The sequence below is a fragment of the Gracilimonas sp. genome (genome assembly GCF_014762685.1).
Classification (GTDB): domain Bacteria; phylum Bacteroidota; class Rhodothermia; order Balneolales; family Balneolaceae; genus Gracilimonas.
The window spans coordinates 92,810-118,417 of sequence record NZ_JABURM010000005.1 but is presented as its reverse complement, the minus strand read 5'-3'; the positions used below and the strand labels follow the sequence as shown (position 1 = coordinate 118,417).

Sequence of the window (25,608 nt, the reverse complement as noted above, 5' to 3'; positions counted from 1 at the left end):
AAAAAGATTGACTTTAGCCGTTATTAAGATATTTTACGCTTGTTAATAAACCTATCCCAAAATCATGAAAATAATTCGCTTTTCTCTTTTAGTCTTACTCTCACTTTTATGCTTTGGCAGTACTCTTTTTGCCCAAAATGAAAAGGTTCTGGAAGAACTCGAAAAAATTGCCATTATTGACCAAAAAGTAATGATGCCAATGAGTGATGGTGTAAGGCTGGCGACAGATATTTACCGGCCAAAAACTGATGAACCTGTGCCTATCATCTTTTCGCGTACGCCTTATAATTTTAATACTTACCGCAATGGCGAATTATCCACCAGAACTCTTTCCAGAGCCCTGGATGCCGTGAAACAAGGATATGCCTATGTAGTGCAAAACGAACGCGGCCGGTTTTTTTCAGAAGGAGACTGGAATATCTTGGGGACACCACTTACGGATGGATATGAAGCTTTTACTTGGATGAGTGAACAAGACTGGAGTAACGGAAAAATTGGGACTTTGGGATGTTCTTCAACCGCCGAATGGCAAATGGCAGTTGCAGCTATGGATCATCCCGCCCACGCAGCCATGGTTCCGCAGGGTTATGGAGCTGGTGTAGGTAAAGTAGGTGAATTTTATGAGCAAGGAAATTGGTACCGGGGTGGAGCCGGCCAAATGCTTTTCACCTCATGGTTATACAGCACCCAACACGATCCTATGGCCCCCAAACTTCCGAAAGGGATTTCACAGGAAGATTTACTTCGCCTGCAGCGCTTTTATGATATGGCTCCCACATATCCGGATGTGGATTGGGCTGAAGCCTTAAAACATCTTCCCGTTGAAGACATCATTGAAAATGTAAACGGCCCAAAAGGAATCTATGAAGAAATGATCACCCGCAAACCCAATGATCCAAAATGGTATGAGGGAGGATTATATCATGATGATATGGATTTTGGAGTACCCAGCTTCTGGTTTGTTTCTTGGTATGATGTCTCCACCAGCCCGAATTTGGCTTTGTTTAATCACGTGAGAGAAAATGCTTCTGATCCTGAAGTGAGAGACCATCAATACCTGGTTATTGCCCCAACACTGCACTGCGGTTTTACAAGGGCTACCGAAGAGACCATTGTTGGTGAACGAAATGTAGGTGATGCCACCTATCCGTATTCAGAGATCATTTATGATTGGTTTGACTTTTGGTTGAAGGGAGAAAAAAATGATATTACCAAAGAACAATCGCGGGTTACCTATTACACCATGGGTTCCAATAAATGGCAAACAGCAGATGCCTGGCCTCCTAAAAATGCGGTAAACACTACTTATTACCTCCACAGTGAAGGTAATGCAAATTCAAGAAAGGGAGATGGAAAACTCATTACCGATAAAACTGGTGCTGGTAATCAGGATACCTTTATTTATGATCCTTTAAACCCTGTTCCTTCCTATGGCGGTAACGTTTGCTGCACCGGAAATGCGGTACAAGGCGGATCTTTTGATCAGCAGGAAATGGAGTTAAGGAACGATATATTAGTATACACCTCCGAACCGCTGGAAGAAGGCATTGAAGTAAGTGGCTTTATAGAATCTCGTCTCTTTTTATCTTCCAATGTAAAGGACACCGACCTTACTATTAAACTAATTGATGTGTATCCGGACGGAAGGGCTTATAATCTTGACGAAACTATCCAGCGGGTTCGCTATCGTGAAGGATATGAGAAAGAGGTTTTTATGAAGGAAGGTGAAGTCTATGAAGTCAACATGACACCAATGTCTACCAGTAACTATTTTGAAAAAGGCCATCGCATCCGGATTGAAGTCTCCAGCTCAAATTTCCCTCGCTTTGACCGGAACCTTAACACCGGCGGGAATAATTATGATGAGATTGAAAGTATTACCGCGACCAATGTCATTCATCATTCACCTGAATATCCAAGCAGTATCACGTTGCCCATTTTGCAAAAGAAGTAAAAATCGTATTACTCTGCCCAGGCATTCGCCTGGACAGGATCAATTAATTAACTAAGCTTTTCCCTCACCGCCGGCGCCACTTCCTTTGCAAAAAGCTCAATAGAACGAAGTAATTTATCGTGTGAAACACTACCCACACTCATTTGCAGTAAGAACCTATCGTGACCAAATATCTCATGCTGATACATGATCTTGTCAATAATATCCTGCGGACTCCCTACTACATTTGCTCCTTTTAAAGTAATGGAAGCATCAAACTGTTGGCGGCTCATAGGTGGCCATCCGCGCTCTTTTCCGATCTTATCCATCGTGGTCTTGAAAGCCGGAAAAGCAATATCGGCAGCTTCCTGAGTGGTATCGGCTATAAATCCGTGGGAATTTATACTGATCGGTTGTTCAGGTTCATTATAATCTTTAGCACCTTGTCTATGAATCTCCACCATCTGTTTGAATTGTGCCGGCTGCCCTCCAATTATGGCAATCGCCATCGGAATGCCCATTGCCCCTGCTTCATAAGCTGACTTCGGCGTTCCCCCTACCGCTCTCCAAACCGGTAATTTTTCCTGATACGGTTGAGGATAAACTCCTTTGCTATCAATATTAGGTCGGTGTTTTCCTTCCCAGCTAATAACCTCGCTTTCTCTCAGTTTTAGCAATAATTGCAGTTTCTCTAAAAATAACTCCTCATAATTTTTCAAATCATAGCCGAAAAGAGGAAAAGACTCGACAAAAGATCCTCGCCCCACCATAATTTCAGCCCGCCCTTTAGAAAGAAGATCAATGGTAGAAAACTGCTGATACACCCGAACCGGATCTTCCGAACCCAGCACGGTTACGGCTGAACTCAGCTTGATGTTATTGGTCCGCGTGGCCGCTGCTGCCAACAGTGTTGACGGCGAGGATGATACATACTCTTCCCGGTGATGCTCCCCGATCGCAAAAACATCCAGTCCCAACTTATCGGCCATCTCAATTTCTTCCATCAGGTTTTCAAGGCGTTCGGCTGGGTGAAGTACCTTTGCAGTATCCGTGTTAGGTGTATTTTCCACAAAAGTGTAAATACCAAGTTCCATAATTTTCTATTAATTGTCAGTTACTTAGTTCAATGTTAAACTAAGTATATTTTTACCAAAAAAGACTCCTTATCAGATTGATTTCATCGATTGGGTTGATTTTTCAATAGCAAAGCAAAATCAATGACCACGTCACCTCCCTTTTAACCCCATACTAATGCTTTGTTCATTTTTTAATTAATTATGTTATTATTTAAGGGCAGGGCGTTATCAAATTCTTAGCATACAAAACCATATGGCACGATTTGCCTTTTTTGTGTTGATATTTTTTCTAGTGGAAATGCCGACCTCATTGGCACAAATCAGTTTTCAGGTAAATAACTATAGCGTCAATGAGTCTAAAGCCGGAAACCAAAATTGGGATATTGCCAGTGATGGAGGGCAACGAATTTTTGTTGCTAACAACTCCGGTTTATTAGTACTTGAAAATACAGATATAAGGCTTTACGAATTACCTGAACGAACTATCTTTCGATCTGTCGCCTATATAGGCGACACGCTATTCACCGGAGCTTTTGAAGAATTTGGCTATTGGGAAGAAAACGACGACGGGGAACTTACCTATCATTCACTGGCTTCACAGCTTGAAAATCCGGATATGAATAATGATGAGATCTGGAAAATTGTAGAGCATAAAGGAAAAATATACTTTCATAGTTTTGGCTCGGTGTATTGTTATGATCAAGAGAATGTATATCGAATTAACACTTCGGGATCATTAATGTTCCTGCATAATGTTGGCGGTGAAGTTTACACACAGCAAATTCAGGGTGGATTGCTCCGGCTTCAGAATGATGCATTTGTTCCAATTGAAGGAAGTGATTTTTTTCAAGATGAAGAGGTAAAATCATTTATAGAATTACCCAATAATGAGATCCTGATAGGAACTTCCAAAGGGCTTTACATATATGATGGGACGTCTTTCAATAGTTGGAATGTGGATCGAAAAGATGAGATGGTTCGAAACAAACTAAATACGATGGTACGAACGCAAAATAAAATTGTGATCGGAACCATACTGAACGGCCTGTATATCTTTGACCTGGACTTCAACTTCCTTAAAAACCTAAACACCCAAAACCAGCTTCAAAATAATACCATCTTATCGCTGGCTGCAGATCCTTTTGATAATATATGGGTGGGTATGGACAAAGGTCTTGATTATATTGCCTTTGATACACCCATCCACACCTATCGTGATGAACTTGACGGGATCGGTAGTGTGTATGCAGCGGCTCTTTTTAACGAGGAATTATATATTGGGACTAATCAGGGGATATATTGGTTTAAACAGGATAACAACGGAATTTTTTTTGACAAAAGCCTGATTCCTGAATCACAGGGACAAGTTTGGTTTATTAAGGAATTTGACGGCTTGCTATATACCGGTTTAAATGATGGTACATACGTAATTCAAAACAAAAGCCTTCAAAAAGTAGGGTCGGTGCATGGAGGCTATAATTTAAAATCATATCCTGATAACGACCGAAATATATTATTGCAAAGCACTTACAGTGACCTGGTTGTTTATGAAAAAAAATCAAACATATGGGAAGAGTCATATACTCTTTCAGGTTTTTCGACTCCCGCACGATTCCTTGAATTTGATCACTTAGGAAATATTTGGCTGGGGCACACTGTAAGAGGTATGTACCAACTTCAGCCTAACATGCAATTTGATAATGTGGAACAGGTGCACAAAATAGGATTGGATGAGGGGTTGCCACAAAACACAAATCATGTGTTTAAGCTAGACAATCGTATTATGACCTCCTTCGCAGATACGTTGTATCAGTGGGATGCTATAAATAAAAAGTTTGTCCCTTACACCGATCTTGACGGTTATTTCACTGAAAAAGGAACCGTCAAGAATATTATACCTGCCGGAGATCAAAAATACTGGGTCATAAAACAATCGGAAATCAATCTTTTTCAAATCCATTTTAACTCCATCCGCCTGCTTTACCGTATGCTGCCTGAAATGTATAATTTCAACTTAGTTGATAGATATGAAAACATCATTCCGCTTCGGGAGAACCTTTATTTAATTTGCCTTGATGATGGTTTTGCTACTCTGAACTTTGATATGATCAACCGCTCAAAATATCCCAAGCCCTCTGTTGAAATTCAGTCGGTACTGGTCTCTAATACTCAAGATGTAACAACTCTTATAGACCCTAAAGAATCAACAGATGTTGATTTAGCCTATCGAAATAATTCGATTCAATTTAACTGGAGTACCTCACAAGTGGTAGGGAATCAAGCTTTTTTTCAATACAAATTGGACAATCTGGATACTGATTGGGGAGAATGGACAACCAATACCAGTGCTGAATATCTTCGCCTGCCTTCCGGCTCCTATACCTTCTCTGTTCGTTCTATCGGCACTAATGGCCTACTTACTGAAACAGCTTCTTTTAACTTTTCCATAAGGCAACCTTGGTATCTCACAACCGGTGCCTATGTATTGTATTTCATTCTGATTGCTTCTTTTGCCTTTATGATTCGGTTGAATATGTCTCGCAAACGCTGGAAAGCTTTGGGCAAAGATTTAGAAAAAAAGCATAAGAAAACACTTCGTGACAGAGAAGAAGCCGAAAAAGAAATCATCAAGCTTACCAATGAGAAACTTCAGTCAGAAGTAGAGCACAAATCTGCTCAGTTGGCATCAAGTACCATGGCGATGATGCGAAAGAATAACCTTTTGAATTCTTTAAAAGAAGAACTGGAAACCCAAAAGGAAAAACTTGGAAATCAGCTTCCAGATAAATATTTCAAAACGCTCAACAACCTAATTGAAGAAGGCATTGAGGATGAACATGAATGGGAGATATTTGAGCAATTATATAATGAAGCCCATGGAAATTTTTTCAAAAGGCTCAAAGAAGAATATCCCCAACTTACTCCGGGCGACCTCAGACTTTGCGCCTATTTACGCATGAATCTTTCTTCAAAAGAAATAGCTCCATTATTGAACATTTCGGTCAGGGGTGTAGAAGAACGTCGCTACAGGTTGCGTAAGCGTCTGGATCTTTCTACTGATACAAACCTAAATGAGCTTATCATGACTTTTTAGGTCTTGCAGTACACTTTTATTCCAATTTAAACCAATGCCATCCCATCCACTAATCTTCCAGCACAAACTCTGCTGATTGGGTATCACTGGAACTTCCTCCAACAAACACCATAAATTTACCGGGTTCAGAACCATAGCTCATGTCTGCACGATAGAAAGACAAGTCTGCATTGGTAATGATAAATTCAACTTCTTTCGATTCCCCCGGCTCCAACTTAATTTTCTGGAATCCTTTCAATTCACGAACCGATCGTGCTATCGAGGCTACTTTGTCGTGCAGATATAGCTGCACCACTTCCTCTCCTTCATACTCTCCGGTGTTTCGAACAGTGACTCTAACTCTCAAACTATCGGAAGGTTGCATTGTTTGGGATGAGAGCATAAGCGGGCCGTAGTCAAAAGTTGTATAGCTTAAGCCGTGGCCAAATTCATATAAAGGATCGTTGGGTACATCCAGGTATTTTGAGGTGTATTTATTGTTTGCATCGAATGGCCGGCCGGTGCTTTTCATATCATAGTGAATTGGTATTTGACCTACATTTCGTGGAAAGGTTACCGGCAGTTTTCCGGATGGATTGTAATCACCTGACAACACATCAGCGATGGCATCACCGGCAGTAGTTCCCAAAAACCAGGTTTCCAAAATTGCCGGAATATTTTCATCTAACCAATTTATGGTAAGCGGACGGCCGTTCATAAGTACAGCAGCTATGGGTTTTCCTGTTTCATGAATTTCTTTTGCCAGCTCTTCTTGAACTCCGGGTAAACTGATATCAGAACGGCTTGCAGCTTCCCCACTCATCCAGTAGGCTTCGCCGAGGGCAAGAATAACCATATCAGCTTGGCGAGCTGCGGTAACAGCTTCCGAAAATCCGGAGCGACTCTCCCCTTCTATATCGGCTCCCTTAGCATGAATAAAATTTACATCCGGCATCTTCTTCTTCAAACCTTCCAAAAGTGTAACCGATTTAGTCCAGTCCCCGGCTGCCGACCAGCTTCCTATCAGATCTCTTCTATTATCTGCCATCGGCCCTATTACGGCAATGGTTTTTACGGATTCATCAATAGGTAATACATTATTTTCATTTTTAAGAAGCACGATGGATCGACGCGCCATATCCCGGGCCGCGCCTATATTTTCCGGCTTCATAATTTCTGCTTCTTCGCGTTCAACTGAACTGTAACGGAATGGATCATCAAACAAGCCCAGTTTGAATTTAACTTTTAAGATGTTTTTTACTGATTCATCAATTTGGCTTTCCCTCACTCGTCCGCTTTCCACTAAATCAGCTAATGTTTGTTGATAGAAACCATCCTGCATGTCCATATCTATACCGGCATCCAACGCTAATTTGCTGGCATGATGTTCGTCTTTAGCTACACCGTGATACAACAATTCCATGATGGCTGTGTAATCAGTAACTACAAATCCTTCAAACCCCCACTCATCTCTCAAAATGTCTTTGAATAAGTACTCGTTAGCTGTGGCAGGAATACCATTCAGGTCATTAAAGGCCGTCATAACAGAGACGGCTCCGGCATCCAGTGCAGCCTTAAATGGAGGTAAATAGACTTCCCTAAGCTTTCTGTCCGACATATCCACACTATGATAATCTCGGCCGGCTTTAGCAGCGCCGTAAGCAACAAAGTGTTTGGCTGTTGCAGCCAATGTATTTAAATCTTTTAAGTCATCTCCCTGAAAACCTCTCACCCTTTCAGCCGCAATCCGGGAGCTAAGAAAAACATCCTCTCCACTCCCCTCTACCATTCGGCCCCAACGGGGGTCCCGAGCAATATCGACCATGGGTGCAAAGGTCCAGTGCAACCCTTCAGATGTGGCTTCTCGTGCGGCAACTTCTGCTGACTTACGAATCATATCCATATCCCAGCTTGAGGCTTCAGCAAGAGGAACAGGAAAAATAGTACGATGCCCGTGTATTACATCATAACCAAACAATAATGGAATACCCAAACGTGTTTCATTTACCGCCATTTCCTGTAATGACCGAGTATATTCCGAACCATAAGCATTGAAAATGGCCCCCACAGTTCCGGCTTTAATATCCTCAATATACTCCGGCCGCAGAAATGCCCCGGTTTGGTCCATATCACTTGTAAATAAAGTAAGCTGGCCAATTTTTTCTTCTAAAGTCATCATTGTCAGTACAGAATCAACTTTTTGATCCAAGCCACTATCAGCATGTGAACCGGGATTGTAATCTCCGCATGCATTTATGATCAAGGTAAAAGCAGCAATCAATATTAAGCTCGATTTTTTCATGTTCTTTGAACTCCGGATTGTCTTGTTAAAATTAGTTTTCAGATGGTACCCGCATCCTTTTAAATAAATTCTGAAATTGGGTTTATGAGTTTATTTAATTATCAATAAGTTTTTCATCAGCTTGCCATCCTGCCCTTCGTACCGGAATACTCATTGCATCCTGTTCTTCCATTTTGTCGAAGAGACGAGTTCTCATTTCATTTCTTAAATCAATGTAATGAGGTACTTCAGCCAGGTTATAGCGCTCTTGGGGATCTTCCTGCAAATCATAAAGTTCATCACGATCCCATACTCCGTGGTAAAAAATATATTTATAGCGGTCCCCCCGGATAGAAAAAGTAGTAGGAGTATGAGGAAAGGCCGGCTCCCAATAGTATTCATACAAAAACTCCCTGTCAGGTTGTTCACCTTTTCCACTTAATAATGACAGAAAAGACAAGCCATCCATATCAATTGAACTGTTGGTATCAAATAACTCAAGGATAGTGGGAGCGATGTCAATATTTCGTACCAATTCATCAATTTGGCTTCCGGCTTCAACATATCCAGGACCCCATGCCAACATGGGAACGCGAATTGACTCTTCATAAGCATTGCGTTTATCGATTAATCCATGTTCACCGTGCAAAAAACCATTGTCCGCCATATAAATTACTAAGGTGTTTTCAGCTAAGCCCGACTCTTCAAGATAATTCAAGATGCGTCCTACGCTCTCATCAAGTGCCAGCAGAGTTGTTATATACTTACGGTAAAACTCATCGAAATTCATTTCGCCGTGATACGGATAATCCACTCCATGCCAGCTATTACGTTGTGCCTTCACCCAATCGGGTTTAGTTCGGTAATTCCGCTCGGTTTTATCCATAGATTCGGGATATTCGATATCAATGTCTGCATAATGCCCTTCATGGCGTTCAGCGGGCTCAAATTCAGCGTGTACTGCTTTATGAGACAGATACAGAAAGAAAGGCTCATTATTATTCTTACTTCGTTCTTCAAGCCATTCTTCAGCAAAGTCAGTTAAAATATCTGTAGTATAGCCCACATACTCATCGCGCTTTCCGTCCACATTCAGGGTTGGATTTGAATACACCCCTTGCCCCCGAAAACTAACCCACCGGTCCCACCCCGGCCTCGGACTATCGTCTACTTCGCCCATATGCCATTTACCTATATAAGCTGTTTGATATCCGTTTTGCTGTATGTCTTCGTTAAAAAAACGAGTAGCTTCAGGAATGGGGCTGGTGTTATCAACTACCTGATGATTGTGGGCATATTGCCCCGTTAAAATTGAAGCGCGGCTAGGCGAGCAAAGAGAAGTAGTAACAAAGGCATTTTTAATATGCATCCCTTCAGCCGCCATCCGGTCCAAATTGGGAGTCTCAATATAGGAAGGTGCATTTTCATGGAAGCCCATAAAGTCGTAGCGGTGGTCATCACTAAGAATAAAAACTACGTTTTGAGGCTGATTAGTTTGGGCAACAGCCGGAAGGAAATACCCCAGGCTTATGACAGTAATAATTACAGTTGAAATAATGATATGCAGTAATGGCTTCTTCATGATGATTATTTTTTATAAACCGTAATGCGTATAAGTAATCTCCAATTCGGTAATGTTTTAATAAGTACCATGACTCAAACTTATTCAATTAAAATTGCTCTCCGACTGAAAAATCAAGCTGGCTTAATGCGTTCTGCACTTCGGGCGCTGTCATAAACAGATCCCATAACAGCCCCGAACGGTAATTTTCAATCATTATAATAATCGGCCCCTGATCTATTGCGAGGTATGAATCAGCCCACCAACCCTCCGTTGGGTTAAAAGCATCATGAAAACCGTATTCCCCCCATAGTTTATCTCCAAGTATAAAATAGAAGTGCCTCATGGCTTCCATAGATTCTGTCGGAGTATATGGGATGGACGAAATAGCAGCTGTAGGAGTAATCGTGCCATTATCGCGTGTAGGTTCATGGGCTAAATAACCAAAGGGATTATCGCTTGCAGTAAGCCCCCAACTGTCAGAACTGTATCCCACAAAATTATTTGGGTTGATGATGTTATGTTCTCTATTAATCAATGTATGGTTACGATTTTGTTGCCAATAATCTGCATAAGTGTCCGAAAGATTACGGGGATCAAGCCCCAGGAACGAATAATGAGAAAAGAAAAGGGGCCCTCCATAGTCATATCCAAGAGGTAAAGTTATTCCGTAAAATGAATTTCCATTTATGATATTACCGGATGATGCCCATCCCTGATGATATACCTCAGGTGCGATACCATAATTTCCTGAAGATGCCGCCAGAACATATACAATCAAGGCTTCATTATAGCCTTTGATTTTCATATTCATTTCCCAGCCATGATTTGGCGACCAATGCCAATACAAAACATTTTGGCCCTCTCGTGTGTACCAATCCCATTCAATGGTATTCAGCAATAAATTGATATCGTTAATGAGTTCACTTTCAGCTGCGATATTTTCATCCAGGAATTGTCTTACGGTAATAAGACCTTGAGCCATAAATGCCGTTTCCACCAAATCTCCCCCGTCATCATAAGTACTAAATGCAATAGCATCTCCGGTTGAGCCATTCAACCAATGAGACCAGGCACCATGAAACCGGTCGGCTGTAGCCAAAAAATCAACGATTTTTTGAATACGTGTAATACCTTCATTTCTTGTAATGAAGCCCCGGTGTATTCCGGTAATGATAGCCATTAAACCAAAGCCACTGCCTCCGGTTGTTACTGTTTCACCTGAGGTATTTCGCTCCCTTGCCAAGCCGCTGACAGGATGTCCAAAATCCCAAAAATATTGAAAAGTGGCCTCCTGTACTTTAGTAAGTAATTGTTCATCTGTAATTGACGGGAATTTTGGACTCGGGTCCAATCCTGTTTGAAAAGTGCGCTCAAATCCGTCAAACTCAAATCCATTTGCAGCACTCAGACTACTATTGATGTTTATAGAATAATGCCGATAATAATCCAGTGGTTCAGTGTTCGTCACTGTTACGGTCTGACTATCAGGAGAAAGAGTAAGGTTTTTTGAGAATGAAGGACTGATATTAAAATAATTCTGATAATTCTGTTCATCCAGTTCTTCTGAGAACGTAAACTCAAGTTGGATATCGTCAAATTGGATGTCCCTTTTTTGCCCCGAAGAGGTTAAATCAATTTCATTTAAAGAAGCCGAAACCAGTTCAAGCTGACCGTTTATTGTTTCAAAACTATATTCAATTCCGGGGAAATCTGCACCTTGGCCTGATTCCAGCGTATTTGAAATCACCAATTGGTAAGAAGTTTTCCATTTAAGGGGTTGAATACCCCGGACAACAATGTCCCGTAAATTATTTTCAAACTTATACTCGAGCGGAAGTTCTTCTTCGTCTGAATTTATAAGCTGAATACTATTTTTAGCAGAAACTGTATCAGCCGATGCCGAAAATTCAATTCGAAAAGTCGCTGTTACGGATATATTTTTTACTGTTTGGCCTGATGACAGTGTTACATTATCTGCAGACACTTTCAACAACTGAAATACGTCAGAATTCTGTCCTGCATTATTTTGATCACATGCTGTGAATAAAAGCAGCATTATTAAACCATACAAAATCATGCATGTATTTTTAAAATAGGCTATACGTATGTGAACTTTATTTCGCATGAAAATATGGTTGAAAATAACTTTCTCTATAAAAAATACCGGCATGGACTTGCCAAAATTTAGCAGACTCCATACCGGATTTTGTTTATGATTGATTAATACACTTGTTTAGCTTTCAGAGTCGTACATCAACTGAATTTCAGTTTCTGTAAGAACTTTATGATAGATTTTTACATCATCAAGCTGACCTTTAAAATGGTTAGCCGTTTCGAAGTCATAGCCACCCCAAGGTTCGTTATCCCACATGGTGCCTTCTCGGGAATGGATGAACCCAAAAGCAAGATCATTCACTACATCAGGTTCTGAACCGGCATAAGTCATACCTGTAACACTTTGCTTTGGGTCACCGTCTGGCCATAGGTCAAAGTCAAAGCTTTTCATGATTAGGCCATTAAAGTAGAGCGTGCCTCGTTTATCTGTTCCATCATAAGTATATGTCACCTGAGTCCAGCTGTCTTTCAGATACCCTTGCATTTCTGTTGGTGTTAAACTTCGGGCATAGTCCCAACCTTGCCAGCCGCCATTAGTGTTATCTGTTGCTTCCGCTGGGAACCACATATCTTCACCGGTTGTAGAATCCGGGTCGTTAGCTATTTCATAGCGAATGGCGAATTTCGAACCTTCATAGGTTGAAAATATTTCATACTGAATGCCATAGAAAGCTCCAAGTCCCATCACAAAATGACCGGCCGGATCTCCGTTTTCGTTTACATGATCGGAATTTGGCTTCATCCAAAAACTGATGGTAAAGTCACTGGTTTCAACGAGAGGGTCTGCCATCGGAATTTCAATGATACTGGTATTCCCATTGAATACCGCAGCTTGACCGGCGGTCTCGTTTCGGCTAGCAGCATATGTGATATCCACTACTCCATCAGTGGATGGGTCATAATTTCCTGCTACGTCCTCAGCACTGTTTTCAAACGTCCAGTTTGCGATGATGCCCGCAGGAGTAAAAGTCCCTGCTGTTGTAAATGTACGAGATGTTTGGGCTAGTGGTTGATCATCAGTACTTAATAAACCGCTTGTCAGGTTAAGCTGATAGAGTATGCCCGCACCCAGTGCAGCTTCCGGTTGTATGGTAAGCGTAGGACCACTTACAGTAATCTGTATTGGTATATTCGCCTCATCATAATCCTGTATAAGTGTAATGTTATTAGAAGTTGCTGTTTCGGCTTTAATATCTGTATTGAATGTTATTTCAATAGTTGCATCCACAGGTACATCTGTGGGTGATGTTGCTGAATTCAGGTCCGCTCCCCCCGCTGTCATAGAGACAATATTGAGTTCATTCGGCCCTCCATTGTTCTTTTTGCATGCATGAAACATAACAGCCATCATAGTAATAGCTGTCATGATCACTAACGTTGTTCTTTTCGTTTTCATAACTGACTGGTTTTGATTTTGGTTAACTGGCTAATTAAAAATTAGATTCTTACCAATTGTCATTTTGGGTAAGTACTCCTTGTGAAAGATCAATTTCACTTTGAGGTATGGGTAATACTTCATGTTTGCCGGGGATAAATCCTTCCTCACCCATCACTTCCTCGGCTTTACTTGTTCGTACAAGATCCCAGAAACGATGTCCTTCCAGGGCTAACTCTACGCGACGCTCATGTATGATAATATCACGCAATGCATCCTTGTTCGTTTCTGTGATGTCCGGCAAAATACCCGCATTTCCTTGTCTTGCTCTCTCGCGAACCCTGTTCAGGTGTATTAAAGCTTGTCCCGGACTATCATTTTCATTTAATGCTTCCGCTGCCATCAACAGTACATCAGCAAAGCGAATAAGCCGTCGGTTATGGCCGAACTGAGTGTTAGTTGATATTCCCGGAATCCATACTTTACGATTGTAGCTTTCAATTTCGATAACATTACCACTACCATCTGTTATTTCGTCGGGAGTGTTACTATCACCCACTATTTCTATTCCGTCAATTACATCTCCCAATTCTATAATGGTTCCTGATTCTCGGGGATCGTCCTGTTCAAATGCCTCCCTTAAATCAATGGAAGGACGATTAAAACCCCACCCTCTGTTTGGGGTTCCGCGTACACCTTGAGTATTGGCATATTGATTTCCACTTTGGCCTGCATTTGCAACCGCTCCAATTTCGAAAACAGATTCAACTCCGTGTTCTCCTTCCGGACCATTGGCATCTATAAATTCGTTTTCAAGATCATATTCGTCAGAAGCTATTACATCCAATGCATAGTCTTCTGCATTTACGAAGTCACCCTGAAACAGATACATTCTTGCCAGTAAGGCCTGGGCAGCTCCTTGCGTTGCCCTTCCCAAATCATCCGCACCATATTCACTCTTAAGGGGAAGATTGTCGGCAGCAAAAAGCAGATCTTGTTCAATCAGATCAAAAGTATCCTCAGCAGATGCGCGAGGAACCTTAAGATCCGGTTCGGCCGATGTTACCAAGGGTACTCCGCCAAAAGCCCGTACCAAATCAAAGTAATACAACCCTCGCAAAAACCGGGCTTCCGCTATAAAGCGAGTCTTTAGTGTCTCATCCATTTCAATCGAGGGAACTTTTTCTATTACTATATTGGCCCGGCGGATTCCCTGGTATAAGGTATTCCACCAGCGATCCAGCCCGTCTTGGGTAGTTGAATGGGTAAAATCATCATAAGGGCCAACAGTATTTGCTGCATCATCCGGATTGCTGCCTTTATGAGCATCATCTGACATGATATCCAAAATGGGAAAGCCCCCACTGTGATAATGCCAACTTCTTAAAGTGGAATACACCGCATTTGTGGATTGTAAGGCATCCTGCTGTGTAGAAGGGAAAGCCTCCTGTGTCAGTTCACTTTGCGGATTGACGCTTAGAAAATCAGAACAACCTGCGATGATTAAACCAAAAATAATGATGTATAATGCTTGACTTATTTTCATAATTATGACCTCAAAATGTTGTGTTAAATCCTATAGAAATGACCCTTGGAATAGGGTAAACACCGGTATCGATCCCGTTAGACAGTACATCGTTACTCCCTATTTCGGGTGTATACCCGGTATATCCTGTTATGGTGAACAGGTTGGTTCCTTTCACATAAAATCTTGCCTGAGTCATACCCAGTTTGCCCAATATATTTTCCGGAAGGCTGTATCCTAAAATCAAACTCCGAACCCGCAAATAAGAGCCGTCATGAATAAAGCGGTCGGAAGGCAAATAGTTATAGCCACCATAAGAAGGGCGGGGTTCTGAATTGCTGGTGCCCTCTCCGGTCCATCGATCCCAAACATGTTGTTCAAAGTTATAAGGATCGGGACGTACTACATTTTTTCCATTGAAAATTTCATTTCCAATCTGTCCTTGTAAACCAACTGAGAAATCCCATCCTTTAAAATTAAGGTCTACCGAAAAGCCGTAGACAAAATCCGGAATTGGAGAACCTAGGTAGGTTCGGTCTTCTCCATTAATTTGGCCATCTCCATTGATATCTCTAAAGCGAAGATCTCCTACCCCGGCCTGTGACAAATTCGGATAGGAATCCAATTCAGCCTGATTTTGAAAAATACCATCTGTTTTATATCCGTAAAATGCTCCAATCGGCCGCCCTACCTTGGAAAGTGTTACCGACTGCCCATTTGCTAAAAAACCACCCACAAGTACTGAGTCTATTCCGCTGTTTCCACCTATGGCTTGCACTTCATTATGTATGGTATTTCCAACTACATTTAAGCTGTACCCAAAGTCTCCGGCGTTATCAGCCCACCCTACATTGAATTCGATCCCCCTGTTTAGCATTGAAGCCGCATTATAACGGATACGTTGCCCTTGACCATTGCCTAAATGTCCCGGAGTAGATAATTCTACCAGAATATCATCAGTCACCCGGTTATAAAAGTCAATTTCAGCCGTCAAGCGTTCATTGAATAAACCCAGTTCCATTCCCACATCAGTTTGCGTGGTAGTTTCCCATTTCAAATCCTGATTTCCGGATTTACCATAGGTTGCAGCTACATAAGGAGCATCAGGATTTCCAAAAACAGCTACAATACCGGAGTTAACCCTCGAAAATCGGTCATAATAACTGATCTTTTCATTCCCAATTTGCCCCCAGCTGAACCGGAGTTTTAAATGATCGACGGCCGTAACCGGCTCCATAAAAGATTCTTGATCAACATTCCAACCTAATGCGAAAGAGGGGAAGTATCCCCAGCGATTTTCTTCAGCAAATTTTGACGACCCATCTCTCCTCATAGTAACCGTGGTCATATACTTATCGTCATATGAATACACTACACGACCCAAATACGAAATCATGTTATAATACTGACCTGCATCAACTCCGTTAAATATGGAGGATAACATGTTAATATTATTAGCTTCATCAATAATGTAGGATGGCTGTACGTACCAAAAGTCTTCTTCATCCCGTATTACATTTTGTCCGGATAATTGCATTACCTCTGACCGTGTCTCCTGCATGGTTAAGCCCACTACTGCATTCACCTGATGGTTATTAAAGTCATTTATATAATTCGCAGTATTCTCCCACAGCCAGGTGTAATTGTAACCTTCCCCCTTAAACAAATCACTGTAAAGGTTGTCCTGTTGGGAAGCCGTTCCGTCCGGATTGTAAACGGTGTAAGCCGGAGTGAAGTTTTTAGTTCTGTTCAGAGAAGCATCTGTACCAAAACTGCTTTTTATCAGCAAGTCTTCTTTTATAATTGCTTCTGCAAATACATTACCAACAATCCGTACCCCGCTGTTATAATTATTTGAGTAAGCCAAATCAGCCAGAGGATTCCCCACATTATATACAACGCCAAAACTTCCATCATCATAGTAAGGCTCTAAAACAGGTTGCGCACGATAAGCCGCAAAAGTAACATTTGGAGCAACACGCTGTTGGTATGGTGCTATGGTTATATTATTTCCAATCCTGAACTGGTCACTGATCCGGTAATTATTATTGATTTTCAGGTTAATACGCTCATACTGCGACTTTTCAATAATTCCCTCCTGTTGGAAATAACCCAGACTTACATAATAATCAGTACGGTCACTTGCTCCTCTCACCGAAATCTGATGGTTTTGCATAGGAGCAATATGAAAAATCAGATCCTGCCAGTTGGTATTTGGGACGGCATCCACATTATTATAGGAACCGGAGCGGATCTCGTTGGCAATAATGGCAAACTCACGCCCTTCCAGTAAATCAATTTGGCGTTCAACTTGCTGTATTCCTCCTTCAGCAGAAACCGTTACAATAGGCCCGCCCGTTGTGCCGGCCCCACTTTTAGTTTGAACCAGGATAACTCCATTCGCTCCTCTTGATCCATAAATTGCTGTTGCAGAAGCATCTTTTAACACTTCCATTGAGGCTATATCCGAAGGGTTCAGAAAAGAAATATCGTTAAGGATCACTCCATCTACCACATATATCGGTGAAGAGTTATTAAAGGTTCCTACCCCTCGAATTCTTACCGCTGCTGACGCTCCCGGTGCACCGGATGTTGTGGTTATCTGAACCCCACTTATCTTCCCTTGTAACGATTGTTCCGCATTCAGTGTGGTAATTTTACCAATATCATCTGAACTTAGTTGTCCTACCGAACCGGTCATATCCCGCTTACGAACAGCTCCATAGCCTATCACTACGAGTTCATCCAATTCTCCTACATCCGGCTGAAGCTCTACCCGAATTTCTGTCTCCCCTTCTACGTTAACTTCCCTGGTTTTAAAACCCACAAAGGAAAAGACCAATACCGTTTGTCCGGGCTCCAACCTAATGGTAAAATTACCTTCGCGATCTGTTGTTGTGCCTCGGGTAGTATTTTTCACCTGAATATTTACGGCCGGTAAAGTTTCTCCTGTTTCGGCATCAACCACCGTACCGCTTACTTCCTGTTGGGCTAACACATTTCCGCTGAAAGCCAAACTCATCATTACCATCAGCAAAAATCCGGTGAACATCAGAAATCTATGCTTCACAAATTGTTTGAATCTCCATCTGTTAGGTATAGGTAGTAGTATGGATTTTTTCATGCGAATCCGTTTTTGAGTTATTTTTCGATTTCATCCAGCCAGCCACCGGAAAAACCGGCTTTCTTCAACCCTGACTGTATGTAAGAATTCTTTCGTAATGTGTTCCAAATAAGACCTGTTTGAAGGTTTTCGAGTTGTATGAGAATAGGCCCCTGATCTATCCCGATGTAATCCGGATTAAACCAACCTTCTTCACTATATGTGAGATTGAATGAGTCAAGAAACCCATATTTGGTGTAGAGCCGGTCTCCGTACCTTTGCTTCATGGTGTACAAAGCCTTCAAGGTTTTTTCCGGGGCAAATGGGATGGAACCTCCCGCAGCCGTTGGGGTAATGGTTCCGTCATCTTCTATATAACCTTCAGCGGCACCCCGGGCATGATAGGTTTTGAATCGAATGCTTTTCCCATTCTTATCAAGGGTTGTATTTGCAGGGCCGTCACATGCCGTTAAGCCCCATATATTTTCACCATAACCTTCAAATTCGGAGGGATTGCTTATACAATAAGCTCGATTGGAAAGTGTTGCCCGCTTTGAATTTTCGAAATAATCGATGCCCTTCTCCCGCATATATTCATCTTGAATACCGCGGAAATCCACAAACATCTGTGAATATTGGTGACCAAACAAAGGGCCGAAGTTCACATGCTCATAGCCATAGAATTCCTCCCAATCGTAGGTAGAAGTCCAAACTTCCCATGAATTTTCAGGGATGGGGTGTTCCGGAGACCCCATGGCAAGAAGGAGCAAAATCATTGCTTCATTATATCCCTTCCATTGAGCCTTTATAAACCCGGTTTCGGGATGCCATCCCATTGACATAGTCGGATTATCATTCATCGCCCAATTCCAATCTACACGTAAATAAAGGGAATCTGCCAATGCCCGGATTCTGTTCTCTTTCGCGTTATCTTGCTCAAAATAACTTTGAGCCGTAAGAATTCCGGCCATTAGTAAGCCTGTATCAATAGTTGATAATTCTACCTGTTTGAAGCGGGCACCGGTTCCATAATCCAAAAAATGGTAAAAGAATCCTTTGTGCCCGGTCATTCCTTCAGCTTCCGGGCCTTGCGGAGAATTCCACAGCCACTCTAAAACGTTTAATGCTCTCTCAGCTCCTTCTTCCCGGCCTATATAATCATTATGAATACCAATTATGTAGGAAGGCAATGCAAATCCGGTAGCCGCTATACTTGTAAATGTACGACTCGGATACCGGTCATCGGTCTGCCAGGTTGCAGTATCCACTACATTCCAGAAATAAGTAAAAGTCCGCTCCTTCAAATCTTCAACAAAGCTTTCGGGAACTCCATAAAATAATTTGGTGGTGTCACCTGTAAAATTATCCGAGACAAGTTGTACATCCTGCTGATAGGAAATTGTTTCTCTCTCGATCTCAGAAGAAAACGTAGAATAAGCAACAGCCTGTATAAAAAAACTGCAGCTTATTAGAATTACTGGAAGCGCTTTTTTAAATGCTTCAAAAAAAAAGCGCCTGAAATTAACCTGTGTATCTTTGGAGGTCATATGCAGCTTTTCAGTTAAAATTTTACTGAATAAAATTTCGGAAACTCTCGACCTAATTCAGCATTTCCTTCCGTTCGCTCAATATGAATCCCTGTTTTGAAGTAAGCAAATTTTCGAAACCCAATATGATTACTACATAGTCAAAAAAGCGCTTTTTTAACACTACTACATTACTACATCACTTGCTAATAAACCCTGCTCAGAAGCAGTATAGAGTACGATAAAAGCATTTTACAGTTGAGGGTAAAAATCATTCATTAATTCAATAGAAATTCAATGTTCTCCTATAATTTTCATTTTATTGTGGTTTTAACGCCCTAATCAAACCCAATTGTCACCTTCAAGGGCTTTTCTGTGTTTCACAAATAGAATAAGAGTTACTAAGTTTGTGTAATTATCCTCAAAAAACGCTGATATGCTTAAAACGAAACGTGTTTATGAAGAAGCTTCCCCCGAAGATGGCTACCGGATCCTGACCGAACGCCTTTGGCCACGCGGAGTTTCCAAGGAAAGAGCTAAGCTTGACCGATGGATGAAATCAATCTCCCCAAGTCATGACTTGCGAAAATGGTTTAGCCATGACCCTGATAAATGGGAAGAGTTCAAGGAGCGGTACCGTCGTGAATTATTCAGTTCGGAAGCCGTAGAAGAAATGCTGGAGCTCATCAAACATCATGACACGGTTACACTGATTTATGCATCGAGGGATGAGGAACATAACAGCACAGTTCTATTAAAGGAATTTCTGGACGAACTGTTGTCTTGATTACAACATCTTTGGGCTGATCACCAACATGACCCATGCCCATTGCTGCAGGCCATTTGCATCTCTATTCTGAATACGTTCAAGACTCTCATCACTGAAAAGCAACGAATAGCCTACCTGAAACCTGATATCGTTTGTAAACCTATGAGCAACTGAAAAATCTATCTCTGAAGCCAGAGATTGGTTTAACAATTGAGCTGCATTCCCCGGATCTGTAATCTCATTGGTCAATGAAAAATGATGGTAGGTAGCATTCACGCTAACTTTTTCGGAAGCTGTATAATTTGTGCTTACATATATATCCTGAAGACCGCCGTTTTGTGTTTCGGCCGGAATATTCAAGAAATAATCCATATGCCCATAGAACTTATGGTTGGTAGCATAAAGTGTATTAAAAGTACTCTTGGCCGGGTTATCGTCACCAGCTTTACCGCCTGAAAGGTAATCAATTCCACCCGTAAAAGTAAGCGGTTTTACTTGATAGGATACTTTTAATGCAGTCATATAAGCAGAAATATCCGTACGGGTTGCATCCTTTCCGGACTGAAGGTACAGGGTGCCTGAGGCTCTAAAATTCTTGGATACATTATAATTGATGTGAGTTCCATAGGTATAACGGAAATTCACATCACCGGATTGAACCTCAAAACCGTCTGTCAGCAATAAACCGGAGACATCCCCAGCACCAAAATTTTTATTCATCCATAAGTAAGAAAGTACTTTGTAATTAGTCAGAGTATAACTATTCCCTTGTAAATTCTCTTTTTCCTGATTATAGGCCGCCCCTAAATCTACTTTAAAGTCAGAGGAAGCATTCCCATATTTCAAAACAAACGCATCATGGCTGCGTGCCTGTTGTGCCCAGTTTACACTTCCAAGCAAACGCTGATCGTCATAAACCAATTCTTGTCGCCCTAATTTTATTCCCACTTCTTCCGAAAAGTTAACCTGTGCCCATGCTTCATGAATGTTCACATTGGGCATATCATCCAGCTGGGGTACTTCGCCCCAGGTTCGAATATCTTGAGCAGAGATTTTGAAATCATAAGAATCTCCCTTAAACAGCAGATTCAATCGCATCCGCTGTGAAGTAAAAAAAGCAGGATCACTTTGATCGGTATTCAAGATTTGATATCCGTCACGAAGTTCAGTTCGAGGCCGGAATTCACCTGTCAAACTAACTTGCGCAAAACTCATAACCGGAAGAAAGGCTATACACATTGTGACAATTATCACATAATTAAGTTGTTTTTTCGAGATCATGATTCTGTCTGCTTTTGGTTTAGAAAGTGTTTCTGTGCTTTATTTAACGTTTCCAAAACGGCTTCAGGCAAGAGGTCATCTTCATAGTTTGGAATGATATATTCCGTTCCTGATATAATTCGCCCTGCATGTCCCAACTTCTCATGCGGCAAGCAAAAATAATCGATTACCCCTTCCTCTTCTATAAGCAATGACCAACTGTCTCCGGCATTCAGCATCCCGGAATCAAAAGAAGAGGCTGTATTTGGTATCCTTAACGGGCGCCTGTTATCAGGATGGTAAGCAGTAACCGTGTGCAAACCTTCCACTACCTCAAACCTGACAACATTGCCCGGCTGTACTTGTATGATTGCCGGCTCAAATCGAGCGTCATCATGGGTTCCCATCACCTTTACTACCAACGTATCAGAGGGAGTAGCAGTGGCAATTCCAGAAATTCCCAGCAGAACAATTAACGATATGTAAAACCGAATATTCATTTCTTCATTTATCTTAGATCTGTGATGATCCGCAACATCTGCATTATCTGTGTTCCATTCCATAATAGCCAAAGGGCGAATGCGATTCGCCCCTACAAATTCTTCAACATTCCTTCGAGCACTGCAGCAGCTTCTTCCATAGGTTGATTTAAACCTTCCACCCTTTTGGTAATTTTGCCTAAGGTATCCAGAACTGTAACCAAATTGGAATGCGCAAAATGACCGTCACTAGTTTGCTGGTATTTTACACCAAGCATGGTAGCCAGCATTTTTATATCCGTGTGTTTCCCGGTAATGAAGTGCCATTCGGGAAGATCAAGCTGTTCGTATTCAGCATATTCTCTCAGTACTTCAGGGCTGTCGTTTTCAGTATCGAAAGAAACTGCAAGCACCTTTGTTTTGGATTGAAGTGATTCATCCAGTGAACTAAATAATCGCCAGGTATCCTTAATAAGGATAGGACAAACCTGAGTGCAATTTCCATAGAAAAGAACTACAATTACCGGCTCACCCTGGAAATCACTTAGCTGTACTTTCTCATTTCGGTGATTGGTAAACTCAGAATCCAAATGATACAACGAATGATCTTCGTGTACTTCTCCTGCTTTCAGAGCTTCTTTTTTATGTCCGTGATGGCTGTGTTGCGCTACTGCTTCAAGAGATAAAATTCCAAAAAGAACCAACGTAAAAGTAATTAACGATTTCATAACGATACTCCATTTTGGTTTTGGGAGGAAGGCGCCGGCTCATCATATGCACATCGGAACCCTACCATTCCCGTAGTAATTTTTGCATTGAAACTCATCCGGGTGATGTACCTGATAGATGCCGCATAACTGTACACGCTGCCCAATGTATTCATACGTCCCACCGTACCGCAATCCAGTGAAAGTTCATCGGCGATGATAGGCTTAAAATCCTCCACCCATTCCATCACTAAACCAAATTGATCTTTAACACCTGTAGTGGTTTCAATTCCGGTAGAACCAACTTCGGCCAAATTGTTTACATCAATTCCGGAATACCAGTTAATCAGACCGCTGCTAAATTTATTCATCTCCGCTTCGGTATTGAATTCCAGCAATTGTGCTGAATATTCCCACTCATTCAGAGTCGGAAGTCGGCCATCCCGGTCTGCACAATATGCATTTGCTGCATACCAAGAAACACGGGTTACCGGACGATTCTCCCCAAGCTTTTCATAGCCCGGTTCCATATCTGATTTCCATTCTTTCAGGTAACCATTATTGGTAAAAATGGGAGGGATTTCGGAGCGTCTCCATTCGGGATTTGCTTTCAGGAAGTCCAAAAACTCTTCGTTGGTAACGGCTGTCTCATCCATATAAAAGGAATCAACAACAATCGGTTCGCCCTCTACTTCCGGTAAAATAGAATGAAAAGATCCCGCAGGAACAAGTACTCTTGCTGTTTGTGAAAACACGATTTCAGGTATAAAAGCGGTCATCACAAAGATCATCAGGGCAGCAAGGGCAGATATGTTTCTTAGGGATCTCATCATTTTAATATTAATTCATTTTATAATCCATTAGGGTGAGTATCAGTCACCCTAACGGCTAAATTTCAATAAGTCAAATTCACCTTCGGCGCGAATGCAATTCGCCCCTGTGGATCATATTTATTTCTTTCGTGGACCAGCTTTCAATGTACCGGTAGCACCTTTTTCGGCATCCACAAATTCGTGGTCAACCAGAATGTATTTTCCTTCTTCAGGAACAATAAAGTCTATTGTAGCTGAATTAGATGCACCAAGCAGTACAGTCTGCATTCCTCTCATTTCGTTGAATGGGTGTCCTTCTAACCAAACTCTGTCAAAAATGGCGCCAATAACATGGAAGCTGGAAGTTCCGCTTGGACCATTGTTACTGAAGTGCAGGCGAACACGCTCACCGGCATTGGCTTTAAGCGGCTGATCATGTAACACTGTTTGGTGACCATTGAAAACTACATGTGAAGGATTGTTATTAGACGCAGCTTCATAATCATAAGTGTACAAATCGCCGGCTCCTTTTGTCAGGTAATACTCACTTTGCACAACTACATACTCACGGTCAACTTCATAATCGGTTGGGTATCCGTCTTTGGGTGAAACTACAACCATTCCGTGCTGTCCCATCGCAGTGTGCATTAAAACACTTGGAGTTCCACAGTGGTATATGTAAGAACCTGCATAATTTGCCACCCAGTCAAATTTGATGGTTTCTCCAGGTCCAATAGTTCTCCACTTGTCATCTTTCGCTACGGTTCCGGCATGGAAATCCATAGAGTGAGGCATTGGCATAATTGCAGATGAGTTTTTCTGGTAAGGGTTTTCAGCCACTTGATTCATAAAAGGTGAACCACCTTTATTTGGTTCTGTAATAGTAACTTCCTCATCTGAACGATTTTTCATTACAAAAGTAATGCGGTCACCTTCTTTCACATGTAATACAGGGCCGGGCACAGTTCCACCAAATGTCCATGCCTGATAGCGAACGCCCTCAGCCACTTCAATTTCTTGTACAATGATATCAATGCGTACTTCATGATGTTTGTTTCCTTCATAATCTAGAGGAGCCAGATTTGGAAGTTGTGTGACGTACTCGCCAACTACCGGGGAGCCCGTGTAGTCCTCTGTATAAACTTCAGCTTCGGGCATTCCGAAAGTCATTCCATCTAAGGTATATTCTTCGGTTTGAGCCATTAACATGGAACTCATTCCAAACAATACCATTCCGACCATTAGTGTGATTTTTAATATAGCAGATTTCATAGTTTTGGGATTTAGTTATTTTTAGTTTTAAGACTATTTTATCTTAATTAATTGTTGATTAATTCCTTTTCAAATCCATAATAAAGCTAGATTATGAATTTGATATGAAGACGAGTCAACTCAATTCTCGGAAAATCACTTCCCCGGAATTAATATTTTTACCGGCCATATTGATCAAAATTGAAGGAAAAATTTTTTAAAATCATCAAAAACAGACCATCTTAAATCTATGTATTACCTTTCCCTTTTTATCCACATCCTGTCCGCAATATTCTGGATTGGAGGCATGTTGTTTACCGTAGCAGTTTTAGTACCGGCTTCCCGTGAACCACTCCTGAATAAGCATAGGGGGGCATTCTTTAAGCTAATCGGTGAAAAATTCAGCCGCATTTCCTGGCTGCTTTTCATGCTTTTGATCATTACAGGTGTCACCAATTTAACCACTCGGGGTTTTGACTGGAAACTATTCTTGGATCAAAATTTCTGGAGTGCCGGGTTTGGATACTACCTGGGAATTAAATTGATAATATTCAGTATCGTCTTACTTATCAGTGGGGTACACGACTTCTATGCCGGCCCAAAAGCTGCAGAGCTGATGGAGTCCGAACCCAATTCAATTCTTACCCAAAAATTCCGCAAACTCTCGAGCTGGCTGGGAAGAATAAATTTGATTTTCGGCTTATTGATATTGTACTATGCCATCCGCGTAGTCAGAGGTTAGGTAAAAGAATCGGTGTG

Annotated in this window: 17 protein-coding genes; 4 read left to right on the top strand and 13 right to left on the bottom strand. The window is 41.6% G+C overall.

The annotated features are described in order from the left end of the window. Positions 1–64 precede the first annotated feature (64 nt). Positions 65–1,954 carry a CocE/NonD family hydrolase gene (locus HUJ22_RS00765; RefSeq protein WP_290872272.1) on the top strand — a complete coding sequence of 630 codons (1,890 nt, stop codon included), beginning with the start codon at positions 65–67 and terminating at the stop codon, positions 1,952–1,954. Positions 1,955–2,001: 47 nt separating this feature from the next. Here the strand turns inward: HUJ22_RS00765 and HUJ22_RS00760 are convergent, their stop codons facing one another. Continuing rightward, complete coding sequence (locus HUJ22_RS00760; RefSeq protein WP_290872269.1) at positions 2,002–3,027, bottom strand: Atu2307/SP_0267 family LLM class monooxygenase; 1,026 nt, start codon at positions 3,025–3,027, stop codon at positions 2,002–2,004. 235 nt (positions 3,028–3,262) lie between these two features. On the opposite strand from HUJ22_RS00760, the gene HUJ22_RS00755 reads away from it, so the two are divergent. After that, complete coding sequence (locus HUJ22_RS00755) at positions 3,263–6,103, top strand: triple tyrosine motif-containing protein (RefSeq protein WP_290872266.1); 2,841 nt, start codon at positions 3,263–3,265, stop codon at positions 6,101–6,103. A 49-nt stretch (positions 6,104–6,152) separates the two neighbouring features. On the opposite strand, the gene HUJ22_RS00750 is transcribed toward HUJ22_RS00755, so the two are convergent. The 7 genes from HUJ22_RS00750 to HUJ22_RS00720 all read right to left on the bottom strand — a co-directional run bounded on the left by HUJ22_RS00750 (position 6,153) and on the right by HUJ22_RS00720 (position 19,592). Beyond that, complete coding sequence (locus HUJ22_RS00750; RefSeq protein WP_290872263.1) at positions 6,153–8,384, bottom strand: glycoside hydrolase family 3 N-terminal domain-containing protein; 2,232 nt, start codon at positions 8,382–8,384, stop codon at positions 6,153–6,155. A gap of 94 nt (positions 8,385–8,478) precedes the next feature. Beyond that, complete coding sequence (locus HUJ22_RS00745; protein ID WP_290872260.1) at positions 8,479–9,945, bottom strand: sulfatase; 1,467 nt, start codon at positions 9,943–9,945, stop codon at positions 8,479–8,481. Between the two features lie 88 nt (positions 9,946–10,033). Continuing rightward, positions 10,034–12,052: a glucoamylase family protein gene (locus tag HUJ22_RS00740; RefSeq protein WP_290872257.1), complete on the bottom strand. Its 2,019-nt coding sequence runs from the start codon at positions 12,050–12,052 to the stop codon at positions 10,034–10,036. A 108-nt stretch (positions 12,053–12,160) separates the two neighbouring features. After that, positions 12,161–13,438 (bottom strand): Ig-like domain-containing protein, encoded by a 1,278-nt coding sequence (locus HUJ22_RS00735; protein ID WP_290872254.1) that lies wholly within the window; start codon positions 13,436–13,438, stop codon positions 12,161–12,163. Positions 13,439–13,487: 49 nt separating this feature from the next. Further along, positions 13,488–14,963, bottom strand: coding sequence for a RagB/SusD family nutrient uptake outer membrane protein (locus tag HUJ22_RS00730; protein WP_290872251.1), 1,476 nt, complete (start codon positions 14,961–14,963; stop codon positions 13,488–13,490). 10 nt (positions 14,964–14,973) lie between these two features. Further along, positions 14,974–18,066 carry a TonB-dependent receptor gene (locus HUJ22_RS00725; protein WP_290872248.1) on the bottom strand — a complete coding sequence of 1,031 codons (3,093 nt, stop codon included), beginning with the start codon at positions 18,064–18,066 and terminating at the stop codon, positions 14,974–14,976. A 17-nt stretch (positions 18,067–18,083) separates the two neighbouring features. Further along, complete coding sequence (locus HUJ22_RS00720) at positions 18,084–19,592, bottom strand: glucoamylase family protein (protein ID WP_290872246.1); 1,509 nt, start codon at positions 19,590–19,592, stop codon at positions 18,084–18,086. A gap of 415 nt (positions 19,593–20,007) precedes the next feature. Between HUJ22_RS00720 and HUJ22_RS00715 the strand changes: the two genes are divergently transcribed. Next, positions 20,008–20,358 carry a DUF488 domain-containing protein gene (locus tag HUJ22_RS00715; RefSeq protein ID WP_290872243.1) on the top strand — a complete coding sequence of 117 codons (351 nt, stop codon included), beginning with the start codon at positions 20,008–20,010 and terminating at the stop codon, positions 20,356–20,358. Here HUJ22_RS00715 and HUJ22_RS00710 read toward each other — a convergent pair whose 3' ends face one another. The 5 genes from HUJ22_RS00710 to HUJ22_RS00690 form a co-directional block, all read right to left on the bottom strand. Next, positions 20,359–21,621, bottom strand: coding sequence for an alginate export family protein (locus HUJ22_RS00710; RefSeq protein WP_290872240.1), 1,263 nt, complete (start codon positions 21,619–21,621; stop codon positions 20,359–20,361). Continuing rightward, positions 21,618–22,163, bottom strand: coding sequence for a plastocyanin/azurin family copper-binding protein (locus tag HUJ22_RS00705; RefSeq protein ID WP_290872237.1), 546 nt, complete (start codon positions 22,161–22,163; stop codon positions 21,618–21,620). The genes HUJ22_RS00710 and HUJ22_RS00705 overlap by 4 nt, the downstream gene beginning before the upstream one ends. A gap of 29 nt (positions 22,164–22,192) precedes the next feature. Further along, entirely contained in the window at positions 22,193–22,807 is a 615-nt protein-coding gene (locus tag HUJ22_RS00700; RefSeq protein ID WP_290872235.1) for an SCO family protein, read from the bottom strand. Beyond that, positions 22,804–23,619 (bottom strand): formylglycine-generating enzyme family protein, encoded by an 816-nt coding sequence (locus HUJ22_RS00695; RefSeq protein WP_290872232.1) that lies wholly within the window; start codon positions 23,617–23,619, stop codon positions 22,804–22,806. The genes HUJ22_RS00700 and HUJ22_RS00695 overlap by 4 nt, the downstream gene beginning before the upstream one ends. A 117-nt stretch (positions 23,620–23,736) precedes the next feature. Then, positions 23,737–24,870, bottom strand: coding sequence for a multicopper oxidase domain-containing protein (locus HUJ22_RS00690; protein WP_290872230.1), 1,134 nt, complete (start codon positions 24,868–24,870; stop codon positions 23,737–23,739). 229 nt (positions 24,871–25,099) lie between these two features. On the opposite strand from HUJ22_RS00690, the gene HUJ22_RS00685 reads away from it, so the two are divergent. Next, positions 25,100–25,591 (top strand): DUF4149 domain-containing protein, encoded by a 492-nt coding sequence (locus HUJ22_RS00685; RefSeq protein WP_290872227.1) that lies wholly within the window; start codon positions 25,100–25,102, stop codon positions 25,589–25,591. Positions 25,592–25,608: the final 17 nt, after the last annotated feature.

Bases quoted from the DNA above. Each gene is read 5' to 3' on its own strand.
- HUJ22_RS00755 (WP_290872266.1), top strand. From the start codon at position 3,263: ATGGCACGATTTGCCTTTTTTGTGTTGATATTTTTTCTAGTGGAAATG.
- HUJ22_RS00750 (WP_290872263.1), bottom strand. From the start codon at position 8,384: ATGAAAAAATCGAGCTTAATATTGATTGCTGCTTTTACCTTGATCATA.
- HUJ22_RS00760 (WP_290872269.1), bottom strand. From the start codon at position 3,027: ATGGAACTTGGTATTTACACTTTTGTGGAAAATACACCTAACACGGAT.
- HUJ22_RS00715 (WP_290872243.1), top strand. From the start codon at position 20,008: ATGCTTAAAACGAAACGTGTTTATGAAGAAGCTTCCCCCGAAGATGGC.
- HUJ22_RS00690 (WP_290872230.1), bottom strand. From the start codon at position 24,870: ATGAAATCTGCTATATTAAAAATCACACTAATGGTCGGAATGGTATTG.
- HUJ22_RS00725 (WP_290872248.1), bottom strand. From the start codon at position 18,066: ATGAAAAAATCCATACTACTACCTATACCTAACAGATGGAGATTCAAA.
- HUJ22_RS00700 (WP_290872235.1), bottom strand. From the start codon at position 22,807: ATGAAATCGTTAATTACTTTTACGTTGGTTCTTTTTGGAATTTTATCT.
- HUJ22_RS00695 (WP_290872232.1), bottom strand. From the start codon at position 23,619: ATGATGAGATCCCTAAGAAACATATCTGCCCTTGCTGCCCTGATGATC.
- HUJ22_RS00705 (WP_290872237.1), bottom strand. From the start codon at position 22,163: ATGGAATGGAACACAGATAATGCAGATGTTGCGGATCATCACAGATCT.
- HUJ22_RS00745 (WP_290872260.1), bottom strand. From the start codon at position 9,945: ATGAAGAAGCCATTACTGCATATCATTATTTCAACTGTAATTATTACT.
- HUJ22_RS00730 (WP_290872251.1), bottom strand. From the start codon at position 14,963: ATGAAAATAAGTCAAGCATTATACATCATTATTTTTGGTTTAATCATC.
- HUJ22_RS00685 (WP_290872227.1), top strand. From the start codon at position 25,100: ATGTATTACCTTTCCCTTTTTATCCACATCCTGTCCGCAATATTCTGG.
- HUJ22_RS00765 (WP_290872272.1), top strand. From the start codon at position 65: ATGAAAATAATTCGCTTTTCTCTTTTAGTCTTACTCTCACTTTTATGC.
- HUJ22_RS00710 (WP_290872240.1), bottom strand. From the start codon at position 21,621: ATGATCTCGAAAAAACAACTTAATTATGTGATAATTGTCACAATGTGT.
- HUJ22_RS00720 (WP_290872246.1), bottom strand. From the start codon at position 19,592: ATGACCTCCAAAGATACACAGGTTAATTTCAGGCGCTTTTTTTTTGAA.
- HUJ22_RS00735 (WP_290872254.1), bottom strand. From the start codon at position 13,438: ATGAAAACGAAAAGAACAACGTTAGTGATCATGACAGCTATTACTATG.
- HUJ22_RS00740 (WP_290872257.1), bottom strand. From the start codon at position 12,052: ATGCGAAATAAAGTTCACATACGTATAGCCTATTTTAAAAATACATGC.